Here is an 11,658-nt window from a genome sequence, read left to right on the forward strand (position 1 = left end):
ATATTTTTTTAAACACAATCTTTCGAATTTAAGGTTACACACTACATGATCCTTGTACAGATCGACAAAGTATGAAGGGTCTACTAAGAATAGAACCTGATCATATTCTACTGGAGAAGCGTTTTCTGCTACAACCTTTACGATAGTACCAGAAACATCAGATTCAATTTCATTGAATAACTTCATCGCTTCTACAATGCATAACGTCTGACCTTTTTCCACTTTGTCTCCCACATTTACAAATGCTGGTGAATCCGGGTTGGCAGATCTGTAAAATGTACCGATCATTGGCGATTTAACTTCAACATAATTACCTTCAGCTGACGCAGGGGCTGAAGCCGGAGTAGGAGCAGCTGCGGCAGGTGCCGGAGCGACACTAGGAGCTGAAGCAGCCGGAGCAGGTGCTGAAGCAACACTGCTTTCTACCACCTGAGTTTTAACATCAGGGTCTCGCTTAATCGATAATTTTAACTCTTCAGTTTCAATTTTCACCTCATTAAGACCAGACTGTGAAATGAAGTCAATTAGATCTCTTATTTCCTTTGTTTTCATTCTTAATCGTTTTATAGGCCTTAACTTTCATTAAGGCAATGGTTGAAATTTATGATTTTACTCTTTCGTAATATGAATTACTTGTAGTCTCAATTTTTATTTTGTCCCCTTCATTAATAAACAAAGGCACCTGAATTTCTGCTCCAGTTTCTAAAGTTGCAGGCTTTGTTGCATTTGTAGCAGTATCGCCTTTTAACCCTGGTTCTGTATAGGTTACTTCCAATTCTACAAATTGTGGAAGCTCACAGCCAATTACTTCCTCTTTTTCTGCATGGTACAATACATCTACCGATTGTCCTTCTTTCATCAATTGGGCGTTCTCTATTGCACCATCTCCAACAAATGTTTGTTCAAAAGTAGAAGCATCCATTAAATGATACCCCATTTCATCTTTATACAGAAATTGATGAGGACGTCTTTCTATTCTAGCCGTTACTACCTTATGTCCGGCAGAAAAGGTATTTTCTATCACTTTGCCAGTAGTAAGGCTTTTAAGCTTTGTTCTAACAAAGGCAGGCCCTTTGCCTGGTTTCACATGCTGGAACTCAACTATTGTAAATAAGTCGTTGTTATATTCCAGACACAATCCATTTTTAAAATCGGCTGTAGTTGCCATTAGTCAAATTTTAAAAAAATAAAGTTACAAATCAGTTAGTTAATCGCAATCGTATTAGGAATTATAAGCCCATTTCAAATAAATGGAGCCCCAGGTGAAGCCCCCACCAAATGCGGCAAGAACGAGGTTATCACCTTTTTTTAGCTTCGATTCATAATCCCAAAGTAGCAATGGTATGGTTCCACTTGTAGTATTACCATACTTTTCAATATTCATCATTACCTTATCATCCGTAACGCCCATTCTATTTGCTGTAGCGTCAATAATTCTTTTGTTCGCCTGGTGCGCAACCAACCAATCAACATCGTCAGCAGTTAGGTTATTGCGTTCCATTATCTTGGCAGCGTAATCAGCCATGTTTGTTACTGCAAATTTGAAAACGGTAGCCCCGTCTTGTCGTGCATAATGTTCTTTTGCCATCACAGTTTCAACAGTGGCTGGATAGGCACTTCCACCTGCTTTCATCTTTAGGAAAGCTGCACCATTACCATCACTTTTATGAATGGCATCAATAATTCCATTTTCATCTTCACTTGGTTCCAACAACACAGCCCCACCGCCATCACCAAAAATAATACAAGTTGTTCTGTCTTCGTAATCTATGATTGAAGACATTTTATCGGCACCGAGTACCAATACTTTCTTATAATTACCTGCTTCAATAAACTGTGCACCTGTTGTTAATGCGTAAATAAAACCTGAACAAGCTGCACCCATATCGAAGCCAAAAGCATTTTTGGCACCAATTTCGGCAGCTACCAAATTAGCAGTAGCAGGAAAAACCATATCGGGTGTTATGGTTGCAAAAATAATGAGGTCAATATCTTCAGGATTGGTATTTGTTTTTTCTAGCAAGCCTTTGGCGGCTTCTACGCCAATGACAGAGGTTCCCTTTCCTTCGCCTTTAAGAATTCTTCGTTCCTTAATTCCAGTACGGGTAGTAATCCACTCGTCATTGGTATCTACCATAGTCTCTAGTTCCTGGTTTGTTAAAACATAATCAGGAACATAACCATGAACACCAGTAATTGCGGCTCTAATCTTAGCCATAGTTTAAATTTTATTCTCCAATCTTTTCTTTAATCTTCAAGTGAATATTAGCTTCTGCCATTTTTAATGATAAGAGCAACATATTCTTGATTGCTTCCGGGTTAGAAACGCCATGTCCAATAACAACATTCCCATTTACGCCCAGGATAGGACTTCCGCCTATCGCTTCATAATTAAATCTATCGAAATAAGAATCTTTAATATTTCGAGCCTGTAACATATCAAAGAAGGATTCTGCCATTTTTAAAATTACATTTCCTGTAAATCCATCGCAAACTATTACATCTGCTTTGTCATTGAAAAGGTCACGACCCTCAATATTACCAATAAAGTTTAGACTTTTGTCAAGTTTGAATAATTGATGGGCAGCTTGAGTAAGTAAGGTGCCTTTTTGTTCTTCTTCACCAAGGTTCATCAAACCAACCTTGGGCTTTTCTATTTCGAAAACATGTTTGGCATAAAGAGATGCAATTTGGCCAAACTGATGTAGCACGTCCGGTTTGCAATCTGCATTTGCGCCTACATCCATTATTACTCCAAACCCACCGGCTTCTTTGGGCATAAAGCCAGCAATCCCAGGTCTTATAATTCCTTCGATGGTTTTGATGGTAAACATGGCCCCAACATGCATGGCTCCGGTGTTACCAGCGCTTGCAAATGCATTTACCATGCCCTTCTTTAACAAACCAAAGCCAACAGGAATGCTGGCTTCAGGTTTTTGTGTGAGCGCCTTTGTGGGGTGCTCTCCCATTTCTATTACATCCGAGGCATGTACTACCTCAATGTTGGATTCATCTATATTGAATTCTTCCAGCTTGCCATTAATAACATTTTCATCCCCGATAAGAACTAATGTTACTCCTTCGGGTAGTTCTTTGGCAGCCAGCCCTGCACCTTTGACAGTACTGTCCGGTGCAAAATCTCCGCCCATTGCATCTAATGCAATTTTCACGAGCAAAGAATTATGCTAGTACTTCTTTCTCCATGACAACTTTACCTTTGTAGTAAAGTTTGCCTTCTAACCAGAATGCTCTGTGTGGTAAATGAAACTCGCCAGTAGTTGGGCAAACAGCTAATTGTTTAGCTTCTGCTTTGTAATGTGTTCTTCTCTTGTCTCTTCTGGATTTCGAGATTTTTCTCTTAGGATGAGCCATCTTATTCTATAATTTAATTATTCAATTCTTACTTTAATTTCTTTAGCGCTTCCCAACGAGGGTCCGTTGCTTCACTGTTATCGTCATTTTTCGTTTCCTCGTCTGTGTACACCATTTCATCTTCTTCACTTTCATCATTAAACCTTGGATGAAGTTTCTTCATTGGAATCTCTAAACCGATAAACTCATAGATATACTGCGCCAAATTTAAACGCTGAGTATCGCGGGTTATCATTACGATATTGTCATCCAATTCTATTTCTTCTTCACCATACTTGAAGATAATTTCTTTATCTACGTTTATCGGGAAGTCAAAAAGATCCAAACTTCTATCACAAGTCAATTCAATTTTTCCAGTGATATTAATCGTCATCTTTATGAACGATTCATTCTTATCGAGAGTAATTACAACCTCACCAGAACCTTGCTCTACAATGCTATTCTCAATCTCGGCAAAGAATTTATCATTAAACTCAAACTCGTAAGAATGAGTTGAATTGCTCAGCTTGAAAATATCAATATGGAATCTGTCTAGCGCATTCATACCACTCCCTTCCAAATTAAGGTTGCAAAGTTAATAAGATAATTCTTAATTATAAAAGATTCATTTATACCTTTTATCAGGTATATTCTTTCATCAACATAGATTTCAAGGAATCTTTTGGATGTTTATAAATTTCATCTTTCAGAAAATCAACTACACCTTGCTTAAATCCAAGTTTAATTGCAATATCTCTACAGAATGTTATTTCACTATCAAAGATTTTTTGATCTACCAGCATTAAATCTATGCATGTATATAGGTACTCAAATTTCTGATCTTCTGACAACGCTCCAAATGAGCCAATCGGTTCAGGGTTAATAATTAAATTTTTAATCTCAGACTGGGGAAAATTCCTTTTACGTGCAATTTCATAGATTTTCTCTCTTTCAAGATTTGAGAAATGCTTATCTGAATTGGCCAGCTGTATAAGTATATTTAGCTGTTTTCTTGTAATTATATCCATGATTTAGTTGGTCGCACTAGGCGGTTAAAGATAGCAGATTTGTACAACAATATGCAACTAAATTACTAAGTAGTGGCAATTCACAATTTTGGATGATGTTCAATTCGGTTTTTATAAATATCGTAAGCTGCAAAAATGGCCTCACGCATGGAAGAGGCATCCGCCAGGCCTTTACCTGCGATATCAAAGGCTGTACCATGGTCGGGCGAGGTTCTAATAATTGGCAAACCTGCCGTAAAATTTACACCGGTATTAAAGGCTATGGTTTTGAATGGTACGAGTCCCTGATCGTGATACATAGCCAATATTCCATCAAATTTTGTATACTCACCTTTGCCAAAGAAACCATCAGCTGGGAACGGTCCAAAAACCAGCTTCCCTTTATTTTTAAAGTCTGAGATTGCTGGTTGTATGACCTTTTCGTCTTCATCACCCAATAGGCCATTTTCACCTGCATGAGGGTTTAGTCCTAATACAGCTATCCTTGGTTTACCCAATCCAAAGTCTTTACGTAGCGATTCTTCCATAATGGTAAGTTTCGACAGTACCTTTTCTTTTGTTAACTTCTTACTTACCTCTTTTAATGGAATATGTCCGGTTACTACCCCAACGCGCAGATTGCCATTCGTTAGAAACATCAGGCTTTCTTTCATGTCAAAACTTGCAGTGTAAAATTCTGTATGTCCCGGAAACTTAAATTCTTCAGATTGAATATTATTCTTACTTATCGGGGCGGTAACCACAGCATCAATTTCACCAGTTTTTAAATATTCTACCGATTTAATAAGTGCTTTCAGGGCTGCCGCTCCCGCTTCTTGAGTTTCTTGACCGGCATTAATCTCAATCATTTCTTCCCAACAATTTACAACGTTTACTTTATTGGTATAATATTTATCACCTCGGTATTGGGAGTAATTGAAATCTTTTACATCAAAGGCTTTTCGGTAGTAAGATAGCACTTTGGTAGAACCAAAAACCACAGGAATAAACTGGTTTAATATCCTGCTATCGTCTAATGCTTTAATAATCACCTCCGGTCCAATTCCATTAACATCGCCAATGGTTATTCCAATTTTCGGTTTGCTTTCTCCCTTGGGATTACTACTCATTATTTTAATATCTTTACTCGATTTATTATTAGTGTGCAAGTTAAATTATTTTCTAATCATTGAAAATGAATGGTCAAAGCCAAAAAACATCTGGGGCAACATTTTTTAAAAGATGAGAACATTGCTTCGCGTATCGTTAACTCATTTGCCGAAGTTTATGATCAAGGACACATTTTAGAGATTGGGCCTGGCACAGGAGTGCTAACAAAATATTTGGCCCAAAAATATCCTAAAGAACTTCACCTCATTGATATTGATAAGGAATCTATTGATTACCTAGAAAGTAATTTTCCAGATTTAATTGGGCGTATTTATTTTGGGGATTTTTTAAAGCAAGGCTTTGAATATACTTCTGCTCCGGTAGTGAATATTATTGGTAATTTTCCGTATAATATCTCTTCTCAGATTTTTTTTAAACTATTAGAACACACAGATCGCGTGAAATGCGTGGTGGGAATGCTACAATATGAAGTTGCTAAGCGGTTAGCCTCCCCACCGGGAAATAAAGATTATGGCATATTGAGTGTACTGCTTCAGGCATATTTTGATATTAATTACCTGTTTTCTGTAGAAGCACATGTATTTGATCCACCGCCCAAGGTAAGGTCAGGAGTAATTAGCTTGGTAAGGAATCAAAATCAGAAATTAGATTGTGATGAAGTGTTATTTAAAAAGGTGGTAAAACAAGGTTTTCAAAACAGGCGCAAGACATTGCGCAACGCATTAAAACCACTAAATTTACCCCAACAAATTATTGAGCTGGAAATTCTTAACAGAAGAGCTGAAACGTTGTCAGTAAATGAATTTGTAAACTTAACTAAACAAATAGAAATGTGGAGCAGGTAATACAGTTTGAGTTATCGAATGAATTTAGAGAGCGCTTTCAGGAAGCTGTCAATAGCAAAGATGTTGAGTTTATTCAACAGTCACTAACAGGTATTAATCCTGCTGATATATCAACGCTACTTTACGAGTTTAATGCGGAAGACTCAAAGTATGTATTGGACGTTCTTCCATCAGAAGTAAAGGCCGAGATTATCAATGATCTTGACGAAGACATAAGGGAGCGATTCCTTAAGACTTTCGAACCCGGGGAAATTACGGAAATAGTGAATCATCTTGATTCTGATGATGCCGTAGACATCCTCAATGAGCTTTCCATTAAGGATCGTGAAGAGGTAATTGCCGGAATCGACAATTCAGAAAAAGAAGCCAATATTCTGGATCTTCTGCGTTATGACGAGGATGTTGCCGGAGGCCTTATGGCCAAAGAGTTGATTAAGGCTAATGTCAATTGGACAGTAGTTCAGTGTATAGAAGAAATACGAAGACAAGCTGAAAATGTACAGAAAGTTTACTCAGTGTATGTTGTTGATAATCAAGATAAGCTACTTGGAAGAGTATCGTTGAAGCGAATTATACTTGCAGATGATAACACAAAAGTATCTGATATTTATGAGCCGGATTTAATTTCTGTTGAAACATACATGTCTGAAGAAGAGGTAGCTCAAATAATGAGTAAATACGATTTGGAGGCCATACCGGTTGTCAATGTGCAAGGGAAATTACTTGGACGAATTACCATTGATGATGTGGTTGATGTGATAACAGAATTGGCAGAAGAAGAGCGTAATATCATGTCAGGTATTGCCGGGGATGTAGAGGAAGATGACAGCGTTTGGGATCTGACTAAAGCCAGGTTGCCATGGTTGATTGTTGGAGTTATAGGAGGGTTTATTAGCGCAAAATTTATTGGTGTATTTGAGGAAGAGCTGATGCGCATTACAGCCATCGCCTTTTTTATTCCGTTAATTCAGGCTACAGGCGGAAATGTTGGGATACAATCTTCATCTATTGTCGTTCAAAGTCTAGCCAATCCTTCTGCATTTGGGGGCAGTATGTTAAAAAGATTGGGGAAAGTGTTTCTAGTGGCAGTCATTAACGGCCTGGTACTTTCACTTATGGTCTATGGTTTTAATTTACTCACCGGAGGGCAGGGCAACTTATCCATTATTGTTTCAATGGCTTTGTTTTTTGTTGTATTAATTGCATCATTTTTGGGTACGGTTACACCGTTATTACTAAATAAAGTAGGCTTCAATCCTGCGCTGGCATCAGGGCCTTTTATTACAACAACCAATGATTTGTTGGGGCTGGCCATCTACTTTTACATTGTTCATTTATTAATCTAAGCAAACGATGAAGTTTCTGATAATAGATGAGATGCATATATCTATTGTTTCCCTTTTGCAAGATATTGGTATTGAGCCCGATTATCGTCCTGAAATCACCAAAGAAGAGATAATAACCGTTATTAACGACTTCGAAGGACTAATAGTAAGAAGCAAGATATTCATCAATAGTGATATTCTGTCACAAGCCAAAAACTTGAAATTTATTTGCAGGGCAGGTGCCGGAATTGACAACCTTGACGTAAAAGAAATTGAAACACGAGGAATAGAAATAATAAATGCACCGGAGGGCAATCGCAATGCAGTGGCAGAACATTGTTTAGGCATGGCATTTAGCCTTGTTAACAACATTGTAAAAGCTGATATGGAAGTACGAAATGGAAATTGGGATAGAGAAGGCAATAGAGGTTTTGAGTTAAAAAGAAAAAATTTGGGCGTAATTGGTTTTGGCAATATGGGCACAGCTGTTGTGCAAAAGTTTAGGCATTTAGTCAATAAGGTATGTGTTTATGATAAATACAAAAATGGCTTTAGTGAAGATAACATTTTAGAAGTGTCTATGGATCAGCTATTTGAAGAAACGGACATCCTAAGTATTCATATTCCATTAACAGATGAAACTTCTTTTATGATTAACGATGATTTTTTGTCGAAATTTGCAAAACCAATTTGGTTAATGAATACCTCCAGAGGTGAAGTTCTAAAACTGAAAGACCTCATCAAAGGTTTAAAATCAGGAAAGGTGTTAGGCGCAGCCTTGGATGTACTTGAGAATGAAAAAATCAAGACTCTTAACAGGAGTCAACAGCAAGACTTCGATGACCTTAAACAAATGAGTAATGTGATATTTACGCCACATGTGGCTGGTTGGTCATTCGAGTCGTACCGCCAAATAAATGAAGTAATAATAGAAAAATTAAGGGTCAAATTAGATTCTCTTTAAACATCAGATATCCTTTTAATTCGTTACCTTTTATACAGTTGTGCTTTTAATTTGAGGATCATTTTAGTAATATAGACATTAGGTAAGTATTTCCACATTATATGATAGGTGAAAACCAACGAAAACGATTAGCTGAGTATATTAATTCTATTATAGAAAAACCTATACTCACGTCTTCTATAGTACTTGTAGTACTTGCCCTCATTGTTATCGGATTTAGCTTAAAATATTATTTTGCAGATTTCGATTCCTTCTTTGCTCAGGTAATGGCTGAAGCACACGGTATGCTTTTTGATATTGCGGTAATCGGTATTTTAATTTTTTGGTTAAATAAGAATGGCGAAATGCGACAGCGAATACGTACTTATAAAGATGAGATTGATGATTTCCGTTTATGGGAATCAGAGGAGGCTGCTTTTCGTACAGTAGGTAATATAAAAAGGCTCAACCGGCATAATATCCATGAGATTAACCTCGTAAACTGCCATCTATCAAGAACAAACTTAAACTATGTTAACCTGGCAAGCTCAAATTTGAATTCAGCAGATATGTCCAATGGGTTTCTTATTGAGACCAACCTTCAAAACACACGTTTAAACCAAACCAATCTCGAAAATTCCAATTTGAATCAGGCTGATTTAACAGGCGCCTATGCCAGTGGGGCCAATTTTAAAGATGCTTATTTGATTAAGGCTAAGCTCAATAATGCATTCTTAATTAAATCAAATTTCAAGAATGCTTTTTTAATGGAAGCTGACTTGATAGGGTGTTATTTAACTGGTGCAGATATCGAAAATGCCAGCCTATACAAGGCTGATTTACGCGGTGCAAAAGGTCTTACCATAGAACAGCTAACAAAGGCGAAAACGTTGTATTTAGCTCAGTTTGATGAGGAAATTCTCAATCAAATAAAATCAAATGTTCCCGAGCTAGTTGGTAAATAAATCCTTTTGGATTCGTTAATAATACGTTAACTTTGTGTTTCTTAAATGTTTAGAACAATAAAAACGGTTGCGCTGTGGCCGTTTATTTCTTTTTAATAGGTATTTATTTTTTATCACATGGGAAACGTAGCGTATTATACGAAAGAGGGATTAGATAAATTAAAGAATGAGCTCAACGAGCTTAAGACTAAGGGTCGATCCGATATTGCTAAGCAAATAGCAGAAGCTAGGGATAAAGGCGATTTAAGCGAGAATGCGGAATATGATGCAGCGAAAGATGCACAAGGTCATTTAGAAGCGAAGATTGCTCAGTTGGAGGAAGTGGTAGGTAATGCAAGGGTTATTGATGAGAGCACCATTGATACTTCTAAAGTTTCGATTCTTTCTAAGGTGAAAATAAAAAACCCAAAAAACGGTGCTGTTTTCACTTACACATTGGTATCCGAAGAGGAGGCCGATTTGAAGGCCAGTAAGATTTCTGTTCAGTCGCCAATAGGAAAAGGCTTGTTGGGTAAAAAAGCAGGTCAGAAAGCCAAAATACAAACTCCGGGAGGAGAAATAGATTTTGAAATACTTGAAATAGGCATCTGATGTCAACCATCTTTTCTAAAATAATTAACAGAGAAATTCCTGGCCATATTGTAGCTGAGGATGATAATTATATCGCCTTTTTGGATATTAACCCGCTGGTACATGGCCACTGCCTGGTAGTACCAAAAAAGGAAGTTGACTATATTTTTGACTTAGAAGATAAGCAACTTGAGGGGTTAATGACATTTGCAAAAAGAGTTGCAATAGGCGTTGAAAAGGCTGTTCCTTGTAAAAGGGTGGGCGTGGCAGTTATAGGTTTAGAAGTGCCACATACACATGTGCACCTTGTTCCCTTAAATACCATGAATGACATTAACTTTACAAGACCTAAGCTAAATCCGTCAAATGAGGAGCTTAGCAGCGTTGCTACAAAGATTAAACAAGGAATTAAATAAAATCAATATCAACATTATAAGGGTATCTCATGAGCATATTTATTGCTCTTTCAACAGATAACCCTTCAAATAGCACTTCATGAAGGGCTTCTGTAATAGGAGCCCTTACTTTTTGGTGATCAATAATCTTCTTAACTATTTTGATCGTATTTACGCCCTCTGCCACTTCTTCCATCGACTTTAATATTTCATCTAAAGTCATTCCTTGAGCGAGTTTATAACCTACAGTGAAGTTTCTACTCAACGTACTGTTGCAAGTAGCTACCAGATCCCCAATTCCTGCCAGACCAAGAAAAGCAGTGACATCACCACCCATGGCTTTGCCCAGGTAAATCATTTCAACCATACCTCTACTAATCAGCAGGCCCTTAGCATTTTCTCCATGTCCCATTCCACTTAACACGCCAGAGGCAATAGCAATAATGTTTTTTAAAACACCGGCTAGTTCAATACCTATTAGGTCTTTGTTGCTATATACTTGGAACAAGTCATTCCTTAACAATCGTTCACCTGCATCTATAACTTCATCAAAGTGGCTTGCAACAACCGTGGCAGCTGGATGCCCTGCATATAATTCCTTGGCCAAATTGGGGCCTGCTAAGCAACCTACACGCACCACAACACTTTCGTCCATTATCACTTCGCTCATCGTGCGTACATCTTCTCTTGCAAGTGATTTTACGGTATCCAGTGTTTGACCTTTAGGAAGAGAAATATCAAGGCCTTTGGTTCCATGAATTAAGATATGATAAGGATGTAAATAGGGAGATAATTGTTGCATCATTTCCCGAAATGCAGATGAAGGAACAATCGGGAAAAGGACATTGCAGCTGTTGGCAATATAGCTTAGGTCTCCCGTAGCGGTAACATTGGTATGAATTTTTTGCCCTCTATGTTCTTTAGTGTTAGCAATTTTGTTAATCACTTCCGGATCACGGGCATACAGTAAAACCTCTACATTTTGAGCTAAAATATTGGCAATAGCTATCCCAAAACTTCCTGCACCAATTACACCTACTGGTTTGTTAGATAACTTCTTCGAGGTCATAGCCATGCATTCTGTTGTGGTAGTAATACAAAGTGATTAAGTCTTTGGTGATAATTT

Annotated in this window: 14 protein-coding genes and 1 pseudogene; 6 read left to right on the forward strand and 9 right to left on the reverse strand. The window is 37.6% G+C overall.

What is annotated here, in order from left to right; translation table 11 throughout:
• Nucleotides 1-72: 72 nt before the first annotated feature.
• The 8 genes and pseudogenes from accB to pdxA form a co-directional block, all read right to left on the reverse strand.
• Nucleotides 73-552, reverse strand: a pseudogene (gene accB / locus RLO81_RS17965) (acetyl-CoA carboxylase biotin carboxyl carrier protein); the annotation flags it as partial.
• A gap of 49 nt (nt 553-601) precedes the next feature.
• A complete protein-coding gene (gene efp, locus RLO81_RS17970) occupies nt 602-1,168 on the reverse strand; it encodes an elongation factor P (RefSeq protein ID WP_350114964.1) in 567 nt (188 codons plus the stop codon).
• A 54-nt stretch (nt 1,169-1,222) separates the two neighbouring features.
• Complete coding sequence (locus RLO81_RS17975; RefSeq protein WP_350114966.1) at nt 1,223-2,218, reverse strand: beta-ketoacyl-ACP synthase III; 996 nt, start codon at nt 2,216-2,218, stop codon at nt 1,223-1,225.
• Between the two features lie 10 nt (nt 2,219-2,228).
• Entirely contained in the window at nt 2,229-3,170 is a 942-nt protein-coding gene (gene plsX, locus RLO81_RS17980; protein ID WP_350114969.1) for a phosphate acyltransferase PlsX, read from the reverse strand.
• Between the two features lie 10 nt (nt 3,171-3,180).
• A complete protein-coding gene (gene rpmF / locus RLO81_RS17985; protein ID WP_205721501.1) occupies nt 3,181-3,372 on the reverse strand; it encodes a 50S ribosomal protein L32 in 192 nt (63 codons plus the stop codon).
• Nucleotides 3,373-3,400: 28 nt separating this feature from the next.
• A complete protein-coding gene (locus RLO81_RS17990; RefSeq protein WP_350114973.1) occupies nt 3,401-3,916 on the reverse strand; it encodes a YceD family protein in 516 nt (171 codons plus the stop codon).
• A gap of 76 nt (nt 3,917-3,992) precedes the next feature.
• Nucleotides 3,993-4,379, reverse strand: a complete 387-nt coding sequence (locus tag RLO81_RS17995; RefSeq protein ID WP_350114976.1) for a TerB family tellurite resistance protein — start codon at nt 4,377-4,379, stop codon at nt 3,993-3,995.
• Nucleotides 4,380-4,459: 80 nt separating this feature from the next.
• Nucleotides 4,460-5,488, reverse strand: coding sequence for a 4-hydroxythreonine-4-phosphate dehydrogenase PdxA (gene pdxA / locus RLO81_RS18000; RefSeq protein ID WP_350114979.1), 1,029 nt, complete (start codon nt 5,486-5,488; stop codon nt 4,460-4,462).
• Nucleotides 5,489-5,557: 69 nt separating this feature from the next.
• Between pdxA and rsmA the strand changes: the two genes are divergently transcribed.
• The 6 genes from rsmA (at nt 5,558) to RLO81_RS18030 (ending at nt 10,553) form a co-directional block, all read left to right on the forward strand.
• Complete coding sequence (gene rsmA, locus RLO81_RS18005) at nt 5,558-6,334, forward strand: 16S rRNA (adenine(1518)-N(6)/adenine(1519)-N(6))-dimethyltransferase RsmA (RefSeq protein ID WP_350114981.1); 777 nt, start codon at nt 5,558-5,560, stop codon at nt 6,332-6,334.
• Complete coding sequence (gene mgtE / locus RLO81_RS18010) at nt 6,322-7,680, forward strand: magnesium transporter (RefSeq protein ID WP_350114984.1); 1,359 nt, start codon at nt 6,322-6,324, stop codon at nt 7,678-7,680. The genes rsmA and mgtE overlap by 13 nt, the downstream gene beginning before the upstream one ends.
• Nucleotides 7,681-7,687: 7 nt before the next feature.
• Entirely contained in the window at nt 7,688-8,623 is a 936-nt protein-coding gene (locus tag RLO81_RS18015) for an NAD(P)-dependent oxidoreductase (protein ID WP_350114987.1), read from the forward strand.
• A 101-nt stretch (nt 8,624-8,724) separates the two neighbouring features.
• Complete coding sequence (locus RLO81_RS18020; RefSeq protein WP_350114990.1) at nt 8,725-9,567, forward strand: pentapeptide repeat-containing protein; 843 nt, start codon at nt 8,725-8,727, stop codon at nt 9,565-9,567.
• A 117-nt stretch (nt 9,568-9,684) separates the two neighbouring features.
• Nucleotides 9,685-10,158: a transcription elongation factor GreA gene (greA, locus tag RLO81_RS18025; RefSeq protein WP_350114993.1), complete on the forward strand. Its 474-nt coding sequence runs from the start codon at nt 9,685-9,687 to the stop codon at nt 10,156-10,158.
• A complete protein-coding gene (locus RLO81_RS18030; RefSeq protein WP_350114995.1) occupies nt 10,158-10,553 on the forward strand; it encodes an HIT family protein in 396 nt (131 codons plus the stop codon). The genes greA and RLO81_RS18030 overlap by 1 nt, the downstream gene beginning before the upstream one ends.
• Here RLO81_RS18030 and RLO81_RS18035 read toward each other — a convergent pair.
• Nucleotides 10,546-11,601: an NAD(P)H-dependent glycerol-3-phosphate dehydrogenase gene (locus tag RLO81_RS18035; protein ID WP_350114998.1), complete on the reverse strand. Its 1,056-nt coding sequence runs from the start codon at nt 11,599-11,601 to the stop codon at nt 10,546-10,548. The genes RLO81_RS18030 and RLO81_RS18035 overlap by 8 nt on opposite strands.
• Nucleotides 11,602-11,658: the final 57 nt, after the last annotated feature.

The organism is Fulvivirga sp., assembly GCF_040220315.1.
Lineage (GTDB): Bacteria > Bacteroidota > Bacteroidia > Cytophagales > Cyclobacteriaceae > Fulvivirga.